This window comes from Nocardia sp. NPDC058058, assembly GCF_042885355.1.
Lineage (GTDB): Bacteria > Actinomycetota > Actinomycetes > Mycobacteriales > Mycobacteriaceae > Nocardia.
In genome coordinates, this window is sequence record NZ_JBHVSA010000004.1 from 1,369,205 (window position 1) to 1,388,810 (window position 19,606).

Annotated in this window: 20 protein-coding genes; 8 read left to right on the plus strand and 12 right to left on the minus strand. The window is 67.6% G+C overall.

The features are described 5' to 3' along the window. Positions 1-4 precede the first annotated feature (4 nt). Complete coding sequence (locus ACFVUS_RS37310; protein WP_387777832.1) at positions 5-889, plus strand: class I SAM-dependent methyltransferase; 885 nt, start codon at positions 5-7, stop codon at positions 887-889. Here the strand turns inward: ACFVUS_RS37310 and ACFVUS_RS37315 are convergent. Next, positions 862-1,125 (minus strand): GlsB/YeaQ/YmgE family stress response membrane protein, encoded by a 264-nt coding sequence (locus tag ACFVUS_RS37315; RefSeq protein ID WP_387777835.1) that lies wholly within the window; start codon positions 1,123-1,125, stop codon positions 862-864. The genes ACFVUS_RS37310 and ACFVUS_RS37315 overlap by 28 nt on opposite strands. A gap of 317 nt (positions 1,126-1,442) precedes the next feature. Between ACFVUS_RS37315 and ACFVUS_RS37320 the strand changes: the two genes are divergently transcribed. Further along, positions 1,443-3,065 carry an acyl-CoA synthetase gene (locus ACFVUS_RS37320; RefSeq protein WP_387777838.1) on the plus strand — a complete coding sequence of 541 codons (1,623 nt, stop codon included), beginning with the start codon at positions 1,443-1,445 and terminating at the stop codon, positions 3,063-3,065. Here the strand turns inward: ACFVUS_RS37320 and ACFVUS_RS37325 are convergent, their stop codons facing one another. From ACFVUS_RS37325 to ACFVUS_RS37370, 10 genes are all read right to left on the minus strand, one after another. Then, positions 3,066-3,809, minus strand: coding sequence for a hypothetical protein (locus ACFVUS_RS37325; protein WP_387777840.1), 744 nt, complete (start codon positions 3,807-3,809; stop codon positions 3,066-3,068). 17 nt (positions 3,810-3,826) lie between these two features. After that, a complete protein-coding gene (locus tag ACFVUS_RS37330; RefSeq protein WP_387777843.1) occupies positions 3,827-4,528 on the minus strand; it encodes a hypothetical protein in 702 nt (233 codons plus the stop codon). A 91-nt stretch (positions 4,529-4,619) separates the two neighbouring features. Continuing rightward, on the minus strand, positions 4,620-5,843 hold the full coding sequence (locus tag ACFVUS_RS37335; protein ID WP_387777846.1) for a cytochrome P450: 1,224 nt from the start codon (positions 5,841-5,843) through the stop codon (positions 4,620-4,622). Continuing rightward, a complete protein-coding gene (locus tag ACFVUS_RS37340; RefSeq protein WP_387777849.1) occupies positions 5,840-7,093 on the minus strand; it encodes a cytochrome P450 in 1,254 nt (417 codons plus the stop codon). The genes ACFVUS_RS37335 and ACFVUS_RS37340 overlap by 4 nt, the downstream gene beginning before the upstream one ends. Beyond that, a complete protein-coding gene (locus tag ACFVUS_RS37345; protein ID WP_387777852.1) occupies positions 7,090-7,692 on the minus strand; it encodes an ATP/GTP-binding protein in 603 nt (200 codons plus the stop codon). Before ACFVUS_RS37345 ends, ACFVUS_RS37340 begins: the two co-directional genes overlap by 4 nt. Beyond that, a complete protein-coding gene (locus tag ACFVUS_RS37350; RefSeq protein ID WP_375968411.1) occupies positions 7,673-8,029 on the minus strand; it encodes a DUF742 domain-containing protein in 357 nt (118 codons plus the stop codon). The genes ACFVUS_RS37345 and ACFVUS_RS37350 overlap by 20 nt, the downstream gene beginning before the upstream one ends. Beyond that, complete coding sequence (locus ACFVUS_RS37355; RefSeq protein ID WP_387777855.1) at positions 8,026-8,448, minus strand: roadblock/LC7 domain-containing protein; 423 nt, start codon at positions 8,446-8,448, stop codon at positions 8,026-8,028. The genes ACFVUS_RS37350 and ACFVUS_RS37355 overlap by 4 nt, the downstream gene beginning before the upstream one ends. Then, positions 8,445-10,670 (minus strand): ATP-binding protein, encoded by a 2,226-nt coding sequence (locus tag ACFVUS_RS37360; RefSeq protein ID WP_387777858.1) that lies wholly within the window; start codon positions 10,668-10,670, stop codon positions 8,445-8,447. The genes ACFVUS_RS37355 and ACFVUS_RS37360 overlap by 4 nt, the downstream gene beginning before the upstream one ends. Positions 10,671-11,362: 692 nt before the next feature. Further along, the gene (locus tag ACFVUS_RS37365; protein ID WP_387777861.1) at positions 11,363-11,716 is read right to left on the minus strand and encodes a hypothetical protein; all 354 of its coding nucleotides are present in this window, start codon (positions 11,714-11,716) and stop codon (positions 11,363-11,365) included. A gap of 91 nt (positions 11,717-11,807) precedes the next feature. Continuing rightward, positions 11,808-12,038 (minus strand): hypothetical protein, encoded by a 231-nt coding sequence (locus ACFVUS_RS37370; protein WP_387777864.1) that lies wholly within the window; start codon positions 12,036-12,038, stop codon positions 11,808-11,810. A gap of 315 nt (positions 12,039-12,353) precedes the next feature. On the opposite strand from ACFVUS_RS37370, the gene ACFVUS_RS37375 reads away from it, so the two are divergent. The 6 genes from ACFVUS_RS37375 (at position 12,354) to ACFVUS_RS37400 (ending at position 19,332) form a co-directional block, all read left to right on the plus strand. Further along, the gene (locus ACFVUS_RS37375) at positions 12,354-13,343 is read left to right on the plus strand and encodes a zinc-binding dehydrogenase (protein WP_387777867.1); all 990 of its coding nucleotides are present in this window, start codon (positions 12,354-12,356) and stop codon (positions 13,341-13,343) included. A gap of 160 nt (positions 13,344-13,503) precedes the next feature. Then, positions 13,504-14,445 carry a hypothetical protein gene (locus tag ACFVUS_RS37380; RefSeq protein WP_387777870.1) on the plus strand — a complete coding sequence of 314 codons (942 nt, stop codon included), beginning with the start codon at positions 13,504-13,506 and terminating at the stop codon, positions 14,443-14,445. A 50-nt stretch (positions 14,446-14,495) separates the two neighbouring features. Continuing rightward, complete coding sequence (locus ACFVUS_RS37385) at positions 14,496-15,869, plus strand: MFS transporter (RefSeq protein ID WP_387777873.1); 1,374 nt, start codon at positions 14,496-14,498, stop codon at positions 15,867-15,869. Further along, complete coding sequence (locus tag ACFVUS_RS37390) at positions 15,862-16,278, plus strand: MarR family winged helix-turn-helix transcriptional regulator (protein ID WP_387777876.1); 417 nt, start codon at positions 15,862-15,864, stop codon at positions 16,276-16,278. Before ACFVUS_RS37385 ends, ACFVUS_RS37390 begins: the two co-directional genes overlap by 8 nt. 139 nt (positions 16,279-16,417) lie before the next feature. Continuing rightward, positions 16,418-17,098 (plus strand): N-acetylmuramoyl-L-alanine amidase, encoded by a 681-nt coding sequence (locus ACFVUS_RS37395; RefSeq protein ID WP_387778575.1) that lies wholly within the window; start codon positions 16,418-16,420, stop codon positions 17,096-17,098. Positions 17,099-17,379: 281 nt separating this feature from the next. Then, entirely contained in the window at positions 17,380-19,332 is a 1,953-nt protein-coding gene (locus ACFVUS_RS37400; protein ID WP_387777879.1) for an amino acid transporter, read from the plus strand. 61 nt (positions 19,333-19,393) lie between these two features. On the opposite strand, the gene ACFVUS_RS37405 is transcribed toward ACFVUS_RS37400, so the two are convergent. Continuing rightward, complete coding sequence (locus ACFVUS_RS37405; RefSeq protein ID WP_375968405.1) at positions 19,394-19,570, minus strand: DUF6374 family protein; 177 nt, start codon at positions 19,568-19,570, stop codon at positions 19,394-19,396. Between the last annotated feature and the right edge of the window lie 36 nt (positions 19,571-19,606).

The following is a 19,606-nucleotide window of genomic DNA, read 5'->3' on the forward strand; positions in this document are numbered from 1 at the left end:
ATCCATGGAGAACGGTCAACCCAGCCGGACCGCCCTCGCCACCGCGTACGCCCGCGCCTACCATCAGTTCGCCGATGAACCGCGCATCTTCACCGATCCACTGGCGGTGCGCATTCTGGGCGTGGACGCGACGGTCGTCGCACAGCGGCACGCGACCCCGAGCACCCGGCCGGGTGAGGATCCGGACCTGAATCGGCGTCGCCGCATCTTCCTGGCGGCCCGCGCGCGCTTCGCCGAGGACACCGTCGCGGCGGCCGTCGCCACCGGCACCCGGCAGGTTGTCATCGTCGGTGCGGGTCTGGATACCTTCGCCTACCGCAATCCTTTTCCGGAGGTGCGGGTCTTCGAGGTCGACCATCCCGATACCCAGGCCTGGAAACGCCGCCAACTCGCGCACTCCGATATCCCGGTGCCGGATTCGGTGACCTACGTCCCCGTCGACTTCGAAACCAGCACCCTGGCAGCCGGTTTGGCCGCGGCGGGCTTCGATCGCACCCGGCCCGCGGTATTCGTCTGGCTGGGCGTCATCATGTACCTCACCCGCGAGGCCATCCTCGGCACGTTGGATTACATTGCCGGACAAGCGGATACCGCACAGGTGATCTTCGACTACCTCTGCCCGGGCGAAACCGCCGAGGAACGCGCGGCGCTACAGGCCCGCGCCGCCCGCGTGGGCGCGGTCGGCGAACCATTCCTGAGCTACTTCACGCCCGCCGAAATGGCCGAACTACTGCACGGCCTCGGCTACCTCGATATCGAGGACCACACGGCCCCCGACATCATCGCCGACCTGTTCGGCAAACCACGAAACCCGCAGTCCGGCAACATGCCTCACGTACTGCGCGCCACGCACGGTACGGATCAGACCCGGGCCTTGACGAACTTGTAGATGACCAGCACGATCACCGCGCCCACGATCGCCCCGAGGAAGGTATGCGATACCGGCGGGTGCACGCTGAACTTATGCGGCGCGAACACCAGACTGCCCAGCGTCCCACCGACATATCCGCCGATGATCCCCAGCACGATGGTGGCGATCCACCCGAAGTCTTCCTTACCTGGAACAAGGAGCCGGGCGATGGCGCCGGCGATCAGGCCGATGATGATCATGGCGATAATGCCCATGGCAATGCTCCTAGCCTTGCGGATGTCGCGACCTCGAAGGTAGCAAAACAAACCGCCCAGAAGAGCGTGTCGCCCAACATCAGCGCGTCCGGTTCGTGAACTTCCGGCCTCGGCATGTCAACCTGCCGGACAACCCCTTCCGCCCGAATCGATCGCGGCGGCTCTCGGCGGCGACGGTGACATCTTGCTGCCATGGCCGGGCAGCTTGCTGTCGCTGGCGTCGCTTCCCGCCCGGGGCCACCCCTGCCAGGCTGGCCTTCGATGCCGATCCGGTGCATCGAAATCGCATAGTGCCTGTCGTAGAACGGTTTTCATCCATGGCCTTCAATGTCGCGGACCTTTTCGAGCACGCCGTCGACGCGGTCCCCGATCGCATCGCGATCATCTGCGAGGACCGCTCGCTCAGCTATCGCGAACTCGACGAGCGTGCCAATCGCCTCGCACATCATCTGTCCGCCAGAGGAATCGGGCGAGGTGATCACGTCGGCGTGTACTCCCGCAACTCGATCGAGGCGCTGGAGACCATGCTCGCGGTCTACAAGCTGCGCGCGGTACTGATCTGCGTGAACTACCGTTATGTCGCAGAGGAGGTCCGGTACATCGCGGAGAACGCCGACCTGAAGGCCCTCGTGCATGAGCGCGGCTACGCGGACATCGTCGCGCAGGTGCTGCCGCATGCCCCGCGACTCATCGAGACGGTGGTCGTCGAGGACGGCACCGACGCGGACTTCTCGCGCTATGGCGGAACGGAATACGACGCGGCGCTGGCGGACAGCTCGCCGGCGCGGGACTTCGACGCCCGCAGCGGCGATGACCTCTACATTCTCTACACCGGCGGCACCACGGGAATGCCCAAGGGCGTCATGTGGCGGCACGAGGACGTCTGGCGCACACTCGGCGGCGGCATCAACCATGTCACCGGTGACTACGTCGCCGACGAATGGGAGCTCGCGAACAATGCCGCTGCCGCACCGGCGGGTCTGGTGATGGCCCCGCTGTCCCCGCTGATCCACGGCGCGGCGCAGTGGGCGGCATTCATGACGCTGAATTCCGGCGGCACACTGGTTTTCGTGCCGCGGTTCGATGCGGCGCGGGTGTGGCGCGCCGTGCGGCGGCATCGGGTGAACGTGCTGACCGTGGTCGGTGACGCCATGGCCCGGCCGCTGCTCGAGGAATATCGCGCGGGCCGGTACGACGCGTCGTCGCTGTGGGCCTTCAGCAGTCATGCCGCGCTCTTCTCCCATGCGTTGAAACAGCAATACGTACAGGAGTTTCCGAACCTGTTCATCACCGACGTCATCGGCTCCTCCGAGAGCGGCGGCACCGGCCTAGCCGTGGTCGGCAAGGACTCCGATCATTCGCAGGGTCCGCGCGTGAGGTTCAACGCGCAGACCGTACTGCTGGATGACAACGGCGGACTGGTGGCCCGCACGCCCGGTGCGACCGGCCGGATGGCGCGTTCGGGTCATGTGCCCCTTGGCTATTACAAGGACCCGGTGAAGAGCTCGGAGATCTTCGTGGAGGTCAGCGGCACCCGATATGTGGTGCCCGGCGATTACGCGCGTTACGAGGCGGACGGCACCGTGACCCTGCTGGGCCGGGGCTCGGAGTGCATCAACACCGGTGGCGAGAAGGTCTTCCCCGAAGAGGTCGAGGGCGCGCTGACCTCGCATCCGGAAGTATTCGACGCCTTGGTGATCGGGATTCCGGACGAGCGTTTCGGTCAGGGAGTCGCGGCGGTGCTGCAAGCCCGCCCCGGCGTCACCCTCGACCTGCGCGCGATCGACGCGCATATCCGGACCAAGGTGGCGGGATACAAAGCGCCGCGCGGCTATTGGATCGTGCCGGAGGTCACCCGGCAGCCCAGCGGCAAGGCCAACTACGCCGCCGCGAAGAAATACGTTGCCGCACACGCGAATGACATGCGCACGCCGCGCTGATCACCGCGACAGCCCCAGTTCGCCCGCGCGCACACCGAGTTGGAATCGGCTGCTGGTCCCGAACCGCTCCATGAGGTCGGCCACGTAGCGCCGGTAGGTGCGCAGTGAGACGCCCATCTTCCGTGCCGCCGCTTCGTCTTTCAGCCCGGAGCCAAGGAGGTTGAGCACCGTGATCGACAGGTCGTCGAAGTTCGCGTCGCGAATGTGATCATGAAACTGCCGCGCGGCCGACCAGGCCCGCACGGTGAATTCGTGGATCGCCTCGATCACCATGGGCTCGGTGACAATGAGCCCGCGTGGATCCGCGGCCTCCGAACCGGTCCACAGTACTGCGGTCCGGCGGTCGATGACGATGGTGTTGCAGAACGCCGCGGCGGCGACCCGAACCTGCGAATTCAACGGGAACGCGGTCGAATACAGGTCGGGCTCGCGAGTGCCCGCGTAGCCGGGCGACAGCAGCAACCGCACCTGCTTACCGGTGCGCTGCAACTCGCGCAGCAGGGTGCCGCTCCGGGAATACCTGGGCTCCAGGTGAATTGGGCTGGAAATGGCCAGGGTGGTCTCGCTGCGCACCTCGCGCAGCATGCGATGCAGATCCGCGCCCCAGTCCGCATCCGGACTGATTCGCACCATGCGGTCGGTGCCGCCCCGGGCTGAGGTGGCGTGGGATATCGCCGAGTCCAACAGGTTTCGGGACTGGATGAGCAACTCGGCGATATCGGCCTGCGGCGGAACGGGCGGCATCTGCCCATCCTGCCGTCCTATTTCGCGTTGCGGACCTTCTCTACGGCGGCGGCGAAGAATTTTTCGAAGGCGGCCTGGTCGGGGGTGCCGGAGAGGGCGGCGGAGCGGGCGGCGACGGTGAGGCCGCGCAGGGTGGCCCAGCCTTGGAAGGCGGTGCGGGTCATGGCGGGGGTGCCGGGGATGGTGGAGGTGCTGCTGGCTTTGTAGGCGACCGAATCCACGCCGTCCAGGGTGGCGGGGAGTTTTTCCATGTCGACCTTGGTCTCGACCTGTTGGCCGTCGACCGTGCTGATCGAACTCAGGTGGGCGCACCTGGTGTTGGTGTCCATCATGAGGTTCAGGTCGGCGGTTTTGGGGGAGACGAATTCTATGTAGATGTCCATGTTTTCGGTGGCGGCGGCGGACATGGCGGAATTGCTCAACAGATCATTGCTGAGGGCGGCCAGATCCACCTGCGGGCCACGGCACTCCGGCGGGGTGACGGTGGAGTTGGCCATGATATCGCCGAGATCGGTGACGCTGGAGCGCAGTTTGTCGGCGGGGATATCGAGCGGCTTGGTGCCGGGCGGGAACTCCGATGCGCTCAATAGCAGCTGATCGCGGGGCGTACTCGGTTGCGGGGTACCGGAACCCGCGCCGGAATCACTCTTGGTGCCACCGCAACCCGTGGTGAGCAGCACCGCGCACAGGATCGCTGAAATCGCTCCCTTGGTCATCACGCGCCACAGCATGCCAGGCGGTTGCCGCGAATTCCGGGAGGTGCGCCGGGCGAGTACGGCGGCCGATGCGGCGAGCATCGGCCGCCGGGGCTCAGATACTGATCGGGAGTGCGGCTACATCGTTCTGGGTGAGGACCGGGAGGTGGGTGATCTCCTCGTCGGGGATCGCGAGCTTGAGGCCCGGGAAGCGCTCGAAGAGCGCGGGCAGGCCGATGGCCGCTTCCAGGCGGGCCAGCGCCGCGCCGGGGCAGATGTGCGGGCCGTAACCGAAGGAGATATTGCGGTTCGCGGTCGTACGGGTGATGTCGTACTCGTCGGCGTCCGCGCCGTGCACGGCGGTATCGCGGCCCACGGCGCGGTAGGAGATCACCACGCCCTCACCCTTCTCGATCACGGTGTCGCCCAACGGAATATCCTCGGTGGCGAAGCGCATGAGCAGATGCGTGACGGGGCCGTCGTAGCGCAGCGTCTCCTCGATGGCCTGCTTCCAGTCCACATCGCCGCTGCGCAGCGCCTCGAGCTGTTCGGGGCGAGTCAGCAAGGCGCGCACCGTATTCACGATCAGGCTGACCGTGGTCTCGTGCCCGGCGGCCACCAGTGCCTTGAGGTTGCCGACCACCTCTTCCTCGGTGAGCGGGTCGCCGCCCTCATCGGCCAGAATCAGCGCGCTGGTGAGATCGTCACCGGGAGAATCGGTTTTGCGGCGCACCATCTCGGTGAAGTACACGTCCATGGCGTCGATGACGCGCAGCCGCTCATCCTGCGGGGTCATCATGGAGAAGAACTTCTTGTACCAGTCCAGCAGCATGGCCTGATCGCTCGGCTCCACACCCATGAGCTCGCTGATCACCCGCATCGGCAGCGGATAGGCGAAGACCTGCTTGAGATCGACCACCTCACCCTCGCGCGCGGCGGCCTCGAGGTTGTCGAGCAATTCCGCGACCAGCGCCTCGATCGAGGGCCGCAGCGCCTCCAGGCGGCGCGGGGTCAGCGCCTGCGTGGTCTTGATCCGCAACCGGCGATGTTCGGCCCCGTCCACGGTGAACATCGAACGCCCGGCATCGATCATGCCGATCAGCGGCCACTGCCGGGTCACCACACCCGAGGTCCACAGTCCCCAGGAATTGATGTCCTTCACCAGCCGGGTATCGGTCAGCAGCTGACGGGCCAGGGCGTGCTCGGTAATGGTCCAGACGGGCACCCCGAGCAGCTCGATACGGGTCACCGCACCGGCCTCGCGCAGGCGCGCGGTCTCACCGGCCAGATCGGCGACCATGGGATCGATGGCTATGGCGTGTGGGCATGCGGAACTCACTGGAAACCTCCGACGGCACGAACTGGGCTGAAAACAACAGGGAGAGAAGACATTCCCTGCATGAAAGGAGACGGTCGGCGCATCAGGTTCCGCGCGGGCACACTCAGATCGATATCGGGCAGCCGATCCAGCAGCACCTCGATACCGGTCCGGGCGATGATCTCGGCGATATGCTGCGCCGGGAACGGGCAGCGATACTCGCCATGGCTGAACGCGAAATGCGCGCTGTTGCCGGTCTGCATACCCTCCGAAACATGCTGGCGCACATGCGGATCGGTATTGGCCGCGGCCAGGCCCAGCAGCAGCAGATCCCCGGCGCGAATCGTCTTGTCGGCCAAGCGGGTATCGCGCGCGGCCCAGCGTCCGGCCAGAATCGAGGTGGGGGACTCCTCCCACAGCACCTCGTTCATGGCCTGGCTGATACTGCGGCGGCCACCACCCAGCGCGGCGGCGAACCGATCGTCGGTGAGCATGAGCCGCACCGAGTTTCCGAGCCAGTCGCAGGTGGTCAGATGCCCGGCGGCGGTGATCGCCATCAGGTCGTTGATGTATTCCTCATCGGTGAACGGCGTCGGATACGCCAGCATGCGTGAGGTCAGATCATCGCCGGGCATGGCCTTCTTCATCGCCACCAGGCGCTGCATATGACCCGCGAATTGCAGATGCGCGGCCTGGGCGTCCGCACCGCCATCGGCCATCACCTTCATGGACCAGGCCAGGTGCGGGCCATCCGAATCCGGGAAACCGAGCAGGGCCGCCAAGGTCAGCACCGGCAGCGGTTCGGCGAACTCGGCCATCAGATCCGCGGAGCCGCGACCGCAGAAGGCATCGATCAGCCGATCCGCCAAACTCTCACAGATCCTGCGCAATTCGAACGGATCAACGGATTCGAGCGCGGGCTCCACCATGGCGAGATGACGGCGATGCTCCGCGCCCGCGGTGAAATAGATGGACGGCATGGGCTGCCCGACCATGGGCAGCAGCGGCCAGTCCTCGGGAATATTGCCCCACTGATTCCACAGGCTCACATCGCGCGGGAACAGCTCCGGGCTGTTGGTGACCTGATGCATCTCGCGATAGCCGATGACCAGCCACGCGGGCACCCCGCCGGGCAGTTCCACCGCCACCACCGCGCCGTGTTCACGGCGCATATCGTTGTAGAGGTGGTGCGGATCGGTGTGGAAACGCGGGCCGCTCAGCGGTACGACGCCCGGCCGCACCGGGCAGGTGGCGGGCTCGGGCGAGGTCATGACAGGGTCTCCGGGGTGTAGAGGTATTCGACCAGGGTGATCAGCACCTGCTTACAGGAATCCCGTTGCCGCGCATCACAATCGATGAGCGGGACATGCGGGTCCAGATCCAGCGCCTCGCGCACCTCGCGCGGATCGAAGTCCGCGCCGAAGTTGTTGCACGCCACGATGAACGGGGTGCGCTGATGTTCGAGCCGGTCGATCGCGTACCAGGAATCGGAGATTCGGCGCTGATCGACCAGCACGATGGCGCCGAGCGCGCCGGTGAACAGGCGATCCCACAGGAACCAGAACCGCTCCTGCCCGGGCGCACCGAACAGATACAGCACGTGCTCGGCGTCGATGGTGATGCGGCCGAAGTCGAAAGCCACAGTGGTGGTCGACTTTCCGGGCGCACCGGCCGGATCGTCGACGCCGACGCCCACCTGGGTCATGGTGGCCTCGGTATCGAGCGGCCGGATCTCACTCACCGCGCGCACCATGGTGGTCTTGCCGACACCGAAACCACCGACGATCACGATCTTGAGACCATTGCTGGCGGAGGCGTGCAGGGGTGCGGCGGCGCGGGACGGCCGGGGGTCAAAGATTGCGGAGTCCAACGAGCACCTTCTCCAGGGTGGTGGTGTCGGGCAGCGAATGCCATTGCGAGGCAGGGTCATACCGCGGATGTCTCACGGTGATCTTGCCCGCGTGCAGCAGATCCGACAGCAGAATGGTGGCGATGCCGACCGGTAGTCGCAATTCCGCCGCGATCTCGACCACGGCGGTGGGGGAGCGGCAGATCTCCAGAATCGCGGCATGCTCGGATTGCATGCCCGGGGCCGGATCACATTCGCTCACCACGAGGGTGACCAGATCGAAGGCATCCGAATCCGGTCGGCTGCGGCCGCCGGTCAGCGTGTAGAGCCGATCCGGATCCTCGTCTGGCCTGGTCACGACACGCCAGCTCCCCGGGGATCGCGCACCCGCGGCTGCGCGGCAAGGTGCTCGCCCAGTTGCTCCACCAGTTCGCGCATATTGTGGCCGACCAGTCCGGCATCGGCGTCCTCGGCGGCGACCACCGCGATATGCGCGCCCACCCCCGCCTCCACGATGAACAGGATGCCGCCGTAGAACTCGGTCATGGACTGGCGCACACCGCCGCGACCGTCACCGAACTCCACCGACGCACCGTGCGAAAGGCTTTGAATGCCGGCGGCAATGGCCGCCAGCTGATCGGCGCTGTCATTGCCCAGCTCCGGGGTGTGGCAGATCTTCAACCCGTCCCCGGACAGCAGCAGGGCATGCCTGGCGCGCGGGGTACGGGTGAGTAGCTGCTCCAGCAGCCAGCCCAGCTGCGTGGCGGACGGGATCATTTATCGCTCTCCAAGGCCGACGGGAAAGGTATTGCGGTACCGGCATTCTCGCGCCCGTTGACCGCTCGCTGAAAAGCCCCCAGCGCGCCCGGCGATACCGGCCGCGCCACCCCGCGCGGTGGCGCCTCCGGCGCCGCGAGGCCTTCCGGATGCACCGCCGCGAGTGTCTGGCCCCGCACCCGGCGGGGCAACCCAGACGGGAGGGAAGGCGGTGCGGCCGCCGAACCGGGAGCCGAACCGGGCGCGGAGGCCGAACCGCCAGGTGCGGAAGGCTTTACGGTCGCGCCCTGGCCGCCACCATCGAACATTCGATCCGGCAGTACCGAAGTGCTGCCGGAGAAGCCGGGGGTCGAACCGGGGTGGTAGCCACCCGAAGTGGCGGGAGCGGGATGGTGGCCGCGGGATCCGGGCGGTTGCTGCCCGCCGCCAGCGGCCGGGGCAGGAGTCGAATTCGGCTGTGGTGCAACGGGAGTAGCGGAGGGTCGGCCTGAGGTCGGGTCCGGTGCCGTCTCCCGGAACCAGGGGGTTGCGGCCTTGCCCTGACCAGGTCCGGGGGCGGCCGGTTGGCCGGGTCGCGCGGGAGGCGCGGATTCGGTTGCGGCAGCGGGGATCGGCGGAGCGCTCGGGTAGGACGTGCGCAGTCCCGCCTCGTCGCCGAGCGGGGGCCGCGCACCCGCGGGGACACCGATGGTGGACTCGGGTGCGCGGGCGGGGCCCGGCACCGTTCCAGCGGCAGGTGTTCCCGGCCCGCCCGCGGCTGCACCGCCGCGTACCGGTCCGGCGAATCCGGTCGTGCCGGACGGAATGGCCGCCGGGTGGGAATGCTCGGTGCCGTCGTCCGCGGGTAGTGCCCGCTCGCTGGTCGGCTCGCCGGGCGCTGCGGCTGTCGCGTTGGGAACCGCCCGGGCCGCCACGGCGGGATCGCCGCTCGACCGATCCGGGATCGCGGGTTGGCCGGAGGGAGCGACTGCCGTTGCGCCGGAATGGATCTCGGTGCGGCGGGGGATCGGGCCGGTGGGGGTGGGATCGGCGTGCGGGGAATCCGTGCGGGGAGCTACCCGGGGTGGCGCGGTGTGGGTGATGTCCACGGTCAGCAGGGCCGGGACGGTATCGGAGCGCGGCGGGGCGGCCGGGGGGAGTTCTGCCGCAGGTTGGGCGGGCAGGGGGATGGCGGAGAGGGAGCCGGGGGTGCGATCTATGCGGGTGGTCAGTTCGCGCGGGACGACCACCACTACCGCGGTGCCGCCGATGGCGGAGGGGCGGTAGGAGACGGTGAGGTCGTGTTTGCGGGCCAGGTAGCCGACCACCGCCAGCCCCAGGCGGGTGCCGGAGAGCGAGGAGAGGTCCGAGATACCCGGGGCCGCCGCGGGATTGGAGCCGGGGTTGCCCAGACCGGTGGGATTGGACTTGCCGGAGACGGTGGCTTCGGCACGGCGCAGCGCGGATTCGCTCATCACCAGGCCGCTGTCCTCGATGGTGATCACCACGCCCGCCGGGACTTCCGCGGCGTAGACGTGCACCTCGGTGGTCGGCGGGGAGAAGTTGCAGGCATTGTCGAGCAGTTCGGCCAGCGCGTGCATGACGCCCTCGGCCGCATGCCCCGCGATGGCGATATCGGTGACCGCGCGCAAACGGATGCGCTGGTAACCGGCCACCCGACCCATGGCCCCGCGCAGAATCGACTCCATGGCAATGGGTTTGGCCCAGCGCCGCCCGGAGCGCGCACCACTGAGCACCGCGACGCTGTCGGCGAGCCGCCCGGCCTGCGCGGTGCGGTGATCGAGCTCCAGCAGATCGGCCAGCATCTTGGGATCGGCGTGCCGATGCTCCATCTCGCGCAGCTCGGCGAGCATGGAGGTGCTCATCGCCTGCATGCGACCGGCCGCGCCCGCGAAGGCCGCCATGGCCGCCGCGCGCCGATTCTCGCTCTCCTTGGCCTCCCGCGTCTTGACCGCGACCGCGTCGGTGAGCAACTGAATTCGCTGCTGCCCGTCCGCGAGTCGCGCCTCCGCCTCGGCGATGACCGCCGCGGTCCGCGCCTCGGCGTGCCCGGCCCGGGTATCGCCCACCCGGCCCGCCCGGCCGATCAGGGAACGGAAATACACCGCCGCGGTGATCGCCGCGCACAACAGCACCGCCACCACGCCGCCGCCGATTCCGACCGCGATCCGCATATCGTCCGGGGCCGCGAAAACCGTGCCGCCCACCGCGATCGCGGTCACGGCGACACATCCCAGCAGCGTCCCGAACGGCAGCCGTGCACCGTCGACGGTATCCGGCTCCCCGTCCCTGGGATTCGATGACCCCGTGGGATTCGATGACTCCGACAAGCTTCGCAACTCCGCACGCACGTGCACCGGGGCGAGTTCCACGATGCGGCCGTATCCACTCGGCGGCGGCGCACGCCAAATATGTGCACCGGCAAGCGGATTCGGATCTAGCGGACGAGCATAAGCGCCCGGCATGCCCGGCGCTACCCGAGCGCGAACGCCCAGGCAACGCGCCATCCCGTCAGTTGGGACCACCGTCGCCCGGCCGTAATCGGCCGTACAGAATCAGTTTTCGACCTGCTCACGCCCATGCCGCCGGAACCGCCGCGCGAGGGGATCGTGAGCTGCCACGATCGCCCCGGCGCCGAGCCTCGCAGTCACACCGCGGCAAACACCCACGGCCGGACCGAAATTGACCGAAAATGTTCAACCCGAGATGGTCGGGCGGCAGTCGAATCTCCTGCGGGGCATCCAACCATCGGGCTCCTGCGGGCTGCGGATGACTGACCCCGGGGCGACCGACGGCGGTCGTGGCCGCAGCGGGCGTGGGTGGGTGTGCGGGCGCGGGTGGGTGTGCGGGCGCGGGTGGGTGTGCGGGCGTTGCTCAGTGCAGTGCAGTGCAGTGCAGTGCAGTGCAGTGCGGGTTAGCGGGGTACGCGGGTGCCGTTGTGGCCGGGACCGCGCCGGGTCGGTTCCTCATCGCCTCGGTCCCGGCGTATCAGTTCGGTGAGCAGTTGCCGGGTGCTGGCCAGGCGGATGGCGCTACCGGATCCGGCGCGATGTGCCTCGGCTTCGGTGATGATTCCGGCGACCACCTGTGCCTCGACCGGGTTGGCGTTATAGGCCCGGGCGATCTCGATGAGCGTTTCCACGGGCGGGGTGTCCATCGTCAGATGCCGTGCCAGGGTGGCCTGTGGAATGCCGGTGACCACGGCGATCGCGCGGGTGCTGTCACCCCCGGTGAGGTCATCGACCCACTGCTTCAACTGCTCGCGCACGCGGTCATTGTCGCATGCGAAGCGCCCCGGGTTCGGGGCGCGAGTGCGGCATGTTCGGGGCACTGTCGGCCCGCGTGCGGGAAGTTCGTCGTCAGCGGCTGCCGGTGCGCACGCCGTCGCGAATCTGATAGACGCGGGAGGTGGTGATGTCCCCGGCGGCCTTGGCGATCAGGAAAACCCGTTCGCCCGCGACGGTCGCGTCCTTGATGCTGTTGCGCCAGATGGCATCCGCGGCCTGTGCGGCCTGCTTGGCGGCTTCGCGGGCGCGGGTGGCGGCGCGAACCTGTTCGAGATGCTGCTGCGATGTGGTGATCGACTGCACTTCGTGTCCTTCCTGTATGCCCACCAAGGTAAAGCAGGCTCTGAATCGCCAGCAATGTTCCGTGCCTCGAAAATGATTCAGATAGCTGCATGTTGTCTGTAAAGAGCCAGCTCATCGCATGAATTCGCTGTTTTGTTGTACGCGTCACACCCGCAATAACGCGGCGAATTCGATTAGAAATGTATTAAATACGGGTCGGCTATAACTCCCGTCGAATATCGCTCTGAGCGAATTCCGTCCGCCGGACTTGACCTCAACCATTGTCGAGGTTGGAGGGTGGTGTCAGTTATCCGGTACGGCGGGAAGGTTAGGGCGATGCGCGTTGTCGAAGCCAAGGCATTCGGAGATCCGGAAGTGCTGGCGGTGAATGAAGTCCCCGATCCGGTGGCGGGAGCCGGTGAAGTGGTGGTCGCGGTGGCCGCCGCCGACGTCATGTTCCTGGACACCATGCTGCGCAGCGGCGCCGGCCGCGACTACTTCCCGGTGCACCCGCCGTTCGTCCCCGGCGGAGCGGTGTCCGGCGTGGTGGAATCGGTCGGCCCCGGCGTCGACGCGGCATGGGTCGGCCGCCGGGTCGCCACCCCCACCGCCGACAGCGGAATCGCCAGTGGCACACCGACCGGCGGTTACGCGGAGAAGGTGCTGGCCAAGGCCGCCACCCTCGCGATCGTCCCCGAGGACCTGAGCCTGGACCGGGCGGTGGCGCTGGTGCACGACGGCCGCACCGCACTGGCGGTCGCCGATCGCGCCGAACTGCGCGCGGGCGAATGGGTGCTGATCACCGCTGCCGCGGGCGGATTGGGCACCCTGCTGATCCAGCTCGCCCGCACGGCGGGAGCCCGCGTCATCGCCGCGGCGCGCGGTGAGACCAAACTCGCACTGGCACAACGACTCGGAGCCGAAGCGGTGGTCGATTACTCGCGGCCGGACTGGGTCGATCAGGTGCGTGAGATCACCGGCGGCGTGCACGCGGTGCTCGACGGCGCGGGCGGGCGGATCGGCGGCGACAGCATCGCGGCCCTGGTTCCCGGCGGTCGCCTGCTCGGATACGGCAACGCGGCAGGCGGATTCGCGATGGTCGACGCCGAAGCCGCAGCGGCGCGCGACATTACGGTGCTCACCCTCTTCGAGATCACCGCCGCGACCACCGACTGGATCGCACTGCACGACCGCGCCCAGGCCGAAGCCGCCGCCGGACGCCTCGAGGTCGTGATCGGGCAGCGCTTCCCGCTGGCGGACGCCGCCGCCGCGCACACCGCCATCGAATCCAGGGCGGCGGCGGGTCGCACGATTCTCACCGTGTGATCCCGGGCGGCGATCCGGGGTTCGGTGATCGGCCACCGCGTGCAATGGCACCCGGTGGGCGAGTCGCGTTGGTAATCGGCGTGTCGAGAGCGTTTTCCCAGCTCTCGGTGGCTACGCCCGGCAAGCTGGGCAGTGGGCGGGGCTCGACGCGGAGGTTGCGATGGGCTACTGGACAGGGCTGATCGGCGCGGTCACGGTGGGCGTCTGCCTGTGTTCGGCCCCGGCGGCGGCGCAGGAACCGAAACCGCACGAGCCCCAGCCGGGTGAGCACCGGCAGGTGCCCCCGCGCACGGCGATCTCACTGCGCTCGATCGTGCCGGGCATGAAGTGGGGCACCGAGAACGAAACCGAATCGCGCGGCGGGCTTTCCATCGCCAAGCTCTACCTCGCGGACTACGCGCTCCGGCACGGTGATGGCTCCCCGCAGGATAAAGAGTTGGGGGAGCGCATGATTCGCTACTCCGACGATGCCGCCGCCGACGCCATGGCGGCCAAATATCCCGGAGCCATCGACGCGGTCGCCGCCGAATACGAACTGCCCGCGACGCACGGCGGCGCGGACTGGGGCATGTCCTCCACCAGCACCGCCGATATGGCCGATTTCCTGCTGGCCAAGGTCCGCAACGATCCGGACAGTCCCATCCTCGATTGGATGGAGCAGGCCAGCACGACCGCCGCCGATGGCACGAAACAGGATTGGGGCACCTCGCGCCTGCCGCACATCAAAGGCACCAAATGGGGCTGGGCGGATACGGGCGTTCCCGAAGTCGCCTCGGCCTCCTTCGGTTCGGGCTTCACCGTCACCGCGCACACCTACGGCACCGCCGCCGAGCAGACCGAGGATGTGCTCGCGGCCGAAGCCGGAGAACTCGGACCGCTCACCACTGTGCTGGAGACCCTCTCCGGGGTGCTCGGGCCGGTGCCGGGTTTCCTGGCCCCGCTGGGCGGGACGCTCGCCCCGCTCGCCGACCTGTTCGACGCGGTCCCGGGCCTACCCGGTGCGATGCCCGGCCTGGCTGGAATGTTGCCCGGACAGCCCGGACAGCCCGGACAGCCCGGACAGCCCCCGGGTCCGGCGGGCGTCCCCGCGCCGTTGCGGTGACCTGGAGCACACCTATTGCCATCGAATACTTTTAGTTTCACAATCGTTGTGTGAATACAGCTATTGGGGAACTCAGCAAAGAGCGCAAGACGCTCATCCTGATCACCTGCTGTCTCAGCCTGCTGATCTCCTCCATGGACGCGACGATCGTGAACGTCGCCATCCCCACCATCCAGTCCGATCTCGGCGCACCGCTCACCCGGTTGCAGTGGATCGTCGACATCTACACCCTCACCCTGGCCAGCCTGCTCATGCTGTCCGGCGCCATGGCCGACCGCATCGGCCGCAAGCGCGTGTTCCGGATCGGCCTGCTCACCTTCGCGGTCGGCTCGCTGCTGTGCAGTCTCGCGCCCACCATCGAAATCCTCATCGGCGCAAGGTTTTTGCAGGCCGTCGGCGGTTCCATGCTGAACCCCGTCGCCATGTCGATCATCACCACCGTTTTCACCGGCCGCATGGAACGCGCACGCGCCGTTGGCGTCTGGGGCGCGGTGGTCGGCATCTCGACCGCCATGGGGCCGCTGGTCGGCGGCCTGCTCATCGATTCGCTGGGCTGGCAGTCGGTGTTCTGGATCAACCTGCCGATCGTGGCCGTCGCCCTGGTGCTCACCACGCTTTTCGTGCCCGAATCCAAGTCGAGTCAACCGCGCGGAATGGACTGGGCCGGACAGCTTTTGGCCATCGCCTTCATGTTCACCCTGGTGTTCGGGCTGATCGAGCACAAACCGCTCATCTTCCTGCTCACCGCCGCCGCGCTGGCCGGATTCCTGTGGCATGAATCGCGGCATCCCACCCCCTTCATCGATCTGCGCTTCTTCCGCAGCTTCCCGTTCGCCTCGGCCACCATCACCGCGGTGTGCGCGTTCGCGGCGCTGGGCGCGTTCCTGTTCGACATCTCGCTGTATCTGCAAGGGACACGGGACTTCTCGGCCGTGCACACCGGCCTGCTGTACCTGCCCATGGCGGTCGGCATGCTGATCTTCTCGCCCGTCTCCGGGCGCATGGTGGGTCGCTACGGCACCCGGCCGTCCCTGGTCATCGCGGGCACACTGATGGCCATCGCCGCGGTCGCGCTGACCCGGCTGGCCCCCGCCACCCCGCAGTGGCAGCTGATCATCATGTTCGCGGTGTTCGGCATCGGATTCGGCATGGTCAACGCGCCCATCACCACCGCCGCGGTCAGCGGTATGCCGCTCGATCGCGCCGGGGCGGCCGCCGCGGTCGCCTCCACCAGCCGTCAGGTCGGCGCCAGTCTCGGTGTGGCACTGTGTGGTGCGCTCACCGGAGCGGGGCTGTGGTGGACCATTGCCGCGCTCGCGGTCACCGTGCCCATGCTCGGCGTGGCCGCGAACACCTCGTGGGCGTACCGCACCCGCGACCGCGTCGCACCCCTGCTCGAACAGAAGGTCCCCGCACATGTCTGACACGCCCACCCCCGATGAGGTCTGGCGGCTGCTGACCCACCTGGTGATGGATTCCCGGGACGGCTGGAAACGCGCCGTCGTGGAGCGAACCGGGTTGCCGTTCAGCAGGTTTCGCGTCATGAAGCGGTTGCTGCCGGGGCCGCTGTCGGTCAAGCAGCTCGCGCACGCCGCCACCATGGACGCGCCCGCCGCGACCGTCAACGTCAATGATCTGGAGGAGCGCGGACTGGTGGTGCGCGAGGTCGATCCCGGCAATCGGCGGGTCAAACTGGTCTCGCTCACCCCGGCCGGACGCGAGCTGGTGCTGGACGCGCTCGCCACGCCCGATCCCGCGCCCGCCGCGGCCGCCGCGCTCACCCCGGACGAACTGCGCACACTCGCCGCACTGCTGCGCAAGCTCGAGGAGTGACTTAACGCGGCGCGCTCCGGCCCGTATGGTGGGCCGGGTGCGCAAGCGACCTTGGAAAGCTCTGGCGGCCATTTCCGGTGCTCTGCTGATCGCGGCGGGAGGTACGGGGGCGGCGGCCGTTCCCGGACAGCATCGCCCGATGGCGGATCTGCCCGCGCTGCCGATCTTTCCGATCGCCGAACGCGTGGTGGTGCTCGACCCCGGCCACAATGGCGGCGGCGCCGCGCATACCGATGAGATCAATGCGCAGGTGCCGGACGGGCGCGGCGGTATGAAGGCCTGCAACACCACCGGCACCAACGGCAATGACGGTTACACCGAGCACGAATTCAATTTCGATGTGGCGCTGCGCATGCGGGATCTGCTCAGCCAGCGCGGGATTCGCGTGGTGATGAGCCGCGATAACGACAATGGTGTCGGACCCTGCGTCGATGAGCGCGGCACGCTCGGACAGCGGGTGAACGCGGCGGCCGTGGTCTCCATTCACGCCGACGGCGCGCCCGCCGGTGCGCACGGGTTCCACGTCGCCTATTCCTCTCCCGCGGTGAATGATTCGCAGGGCGAGCCGTCCAGCCGACTGGCCACCACGCTGCGCGACGGCCTGGTCGGCGCGGGCTTCACCCCCTCCACCTACGTCGGTTCCAACGGGATGAACCCGCGCGCCGACCTCGCGGGCCTCAACCTCGCCGAGCGCCCGGCCGCCCTGGTCGAATGCGGCAACATGCGTGATCCCGGCGATGCCGCGATCCTCGAATCCCCGGACGGCCGTGCCCGTTTGGCAACCGCGCTCACCAACGCGGTCATGGCCTACCTGGGCTGATGGAGTCGACGGTCCAACCTCACTCCCGGGTTCGGCCTGTCCTGTCATCCCGGCATGCTTGTGGCCGGGATCCACAGCTGTGGCGCAACAACCGGTTTCGTTGGTTCCGGCCACAAGCACGCCGGAACGACGGGGTCGGCCGCGCCCTTCTCGGCTAGCACAGCGCCGCGGGCGACTCGCGGCGCGGGGTGTGTCTTGTCTCGGCGCGCCGTGAGTACATTGGCCACGACATTTCGGCTGATTCCGGGAAACCGGACACACGGGTTCCGGGGAGGACTCACTTGACCACGACCGAGCCTGCGCTACGTACGCGATTCGCGTCCTGGCTGCTGGAGGACGCGGGGGAGCAGCACTCCCAACTACCCGGACCCATGGCCAAACGCGCGCCCAAGGAACATCAGCATTCCTGGTGGAAGGTGATGTGCCTGACCGGTGTCGACTATTTCTCGACGCTCGGATATCAGCCCGGTATCGCGGCGCTGGCCGCGGGCGTGCTCTCACCGCTGGCCACCCTGGTGCTGGTGGCGCTGACGCTGCTGGGCGCGCTGCCGGTGTACCGCCGGGTCGCCAAGGAGAGTCCGCACGGCGGCGGTTCCATCGCCATGCTCGCCAAATTCCTGCCGAACTGGTGGGGCAAACTGCTGATTCTGGTGCTGCTGGGCTTCGCGGCCACCGATTTCACCATCACCATGACGCTGTCCGCGGCCGACGGCGCGGCGCATATCGTCGAGAATCCGCTCATGCCCGACGCGCTGCACGGGCATAACGTGCTCATCACCCTGGTGCTGCTGGCCTTGCTGGCGGCGGTGTTCCTCAAGGGTTTCAGCGAGGCGATCGGAATCGCGGTCGTACTGGTCGGTGTGTACCTGTCGCTGAATCTGGTTGTCGCCGCGCGGGGTCTGGTCGAGGTGCTCCGACACGGGTCGCTGGTCACCGACTGGGGCCATGCCCTCACCGCCGAACACGGCAGTCCGATCGCCATGATCGGCGTTGCGCTGCTGGTCTTTCCGAAGCTGGCGCTGGGTCTGTCCGGATTCGAGACCGGTGTGGCGGTCATGCCGCAGATCAAGGGCTGCCCCGAGGACACCGAGGAGCATCCGCGCGCCCGCATCATCGGCGCGCGCAAACTGCTGACCACCGCCGCGCTCATCATGAGCGGGTTCCTCATCGTCACCAGCTTCATCACCACCGTGCTGATTCCCGAGGACGCGTTCAAGGCGGGCGGTCCGGCGAATGGCCGCGCGCTGGCGTATCTCGCGCATGAACAGCTCGGCAATACCTTCGGCACCGTCTACGACATCAGCACCATCGCCATCCTGTGGTTCGCGGGCGCGTCCGCCATGGCGGGCCTGCTGAATCTGGTGCCGCGATATCTGCCGCGCTTCGGCATGGCACCGGAGTGGGCGCGCCAGATTCGGCCGCTGGTATTGGTTTTCGCGGCGGTCGCGTTCGGCATCACCTGGTATTTCGATGCCAGCGTCGATGCGCAGGGCGCGGCGTACGCGACCGGTGTGCTGGTGCTGATCACCTCCGCCGCCGTCGCGGTGACGCTGTCCGCGGCGAACAAGGGGCAGCGGTCGCGGGTATTCGCGTTCGGGCTGGTGTCGGCGATCTTCGTGTACACCACCATTGACAATGTCATCGAGAAGCCCGAGGGCGCGCAGCTGGCGCTACTGTTCATCGTGGCGACGCTGGTGGTCTCGTTCGCTTCGCGCTTCCGCCGGGCATTCGAATTGCGGGCCGTGACAGTCACTTTCGACGAGCGGGCGGCGGAGATGATCGATTCGCTGGCCGCGCGCGGTGAGGTCCGCATCGTCACGCACGATATCGATAAGCGCGAACCGGAGGAGTACGCGGAGAAGGAAGCCGATCAGCGCCGGGAAAGCCATATCCCCGAGGATGATCCGATCCTGTTCCTCGAGGTGATCGTCCGGGATCCTTCGGAATTCAGCACCGAATTGCTGGTCACCGATGTGGAGGTGGATCAGTATCACATCCTCTCGGTCGAGGCGGCGGCCGTGCCGAACTCCATCGCGGCGATCCTGCTGGCCATTCGCGACCGCACCGGCACCCCGCCGCACGTGTATTTCGAATGGACCGAAGGCAATCCGCTCACCAATCTGGTGCGGTTCATGTTCTTCGGTGAGGGTGAGGTGGCGCCGGTGACCCGGGAGATTCTGCGGCGGGCGGTGCCGCGGCGCTCGCAGCGGCCGCACGTCCACGTCGACAGCTGATCCGAGGCCGGTGCCCACGCGGTACCGGCCTTTTTCATGCCCGCTCAGCGTTTATGCCCGCTCAGCGCGGTGGCTCGGTCTCCTCCTTGAAGACCCGCAACCCCTCGCCGATCTTCCCGGCGGCGTGTTCGAGCTGTTCGGGGGTGAGGTACTTGCCGAACGCGGCGGCGTCGAGCAGCTGCCGCCGCACCTGCTCGAGATTCATCGTCGCCCAATCGCGTCTGGACAGTTCCGGCATGGCCCGAGAGATTACCTCGAGTCGAACCTTTGTTCG

What these genes read in the sequence shown, in the direction of transcription:
- ACFVUS_RS37375 (WP_387777867.1), top strand. Translation starts at nt 12,354, where the DNA reads ATGCGCGTTGTCGAAGCCAAGGCATTCGGAGATCCGGAAGTGCTGGCG.
- ACFVUS_RS37380 (WP_387777870.1), top strand. Translation starts at nt 13,504, where the DNA reads ATGGGCTACTGGACAGGGCTGATCGGCGCGGTCACGGTGGGCGTCTGC.
- ACFVUS_RS37340 (WP_387777849.1), bottom strand. Translation starts at nt 7,093, where the DNA reads ATGACCTCGCCCGAGCCCGCCACCTGCCCGGTGCGGCCGGGCGTCGTA.
- ACFVUS_RS37315 (WP_387777835.1), bottom strand. Translation starts at nt 1,125, where the DNA reads ATGGGCATTATCGCCATGATCATCATCGGCCTGATCGCCGGCGCCATC.
- ACFVUS_RS37395 (WP_387778575.1), top strand. Translation starts at nt 16,418, where the DNA reads ATGGCGGATCTGCCCGCGCTGCCGATCTTTCCGATCGCCGAACGCGTG.
- ACFVUS_RS37310 (WP_387777832.1), top strand. Translation starts at nt 5, where the DNA reads ATGGAGAACGGTCAACCCAGCCGGACCGCCCTCGCCACCGCGTACGCC.
- ACFVUS_RS37355 (WP_387777855.1), bottom strand. Translation starts at nt 8,448, where the DNA reads ATGATCCCGTCCGCCACGCAGCTGGGCTGGCTGCTGGAGCAGCTACTC.
- ACFVUS_RS37390 (WP_387777876.1), top strand. Translation starts at nt 15,862, where the DNA reads ATGTCTGACACGCCCACCCCCGATGAGGTCTGGCGGCTGCTGACCCAC.
- ACFVUS_RS37320 (WP_387777838.1), top strand. Translation starts at nt 1,443, where the DNA reads ATGGCCTTCAATGTCGCGGACCTTTTCGAGCACGCCGTCGACGCGGTC.
- ACFVUS_RS37325 (WP_387777840.1), bottom strand. Translation starts at nt 3,809, where the DNA reads ATGCCGCCCGTTCCGCCGCAGGCCGATATCGCCGAGTTGCTCATCCAG.
- ACFVUS_RS37405 (WP_375968405.1), bottom strand. Translation starts at nt 19,570, where the DNA reads ATGCCGGAACTGTCCAGACGCGATTGGGCGACGATGAATCTCGAGCAG.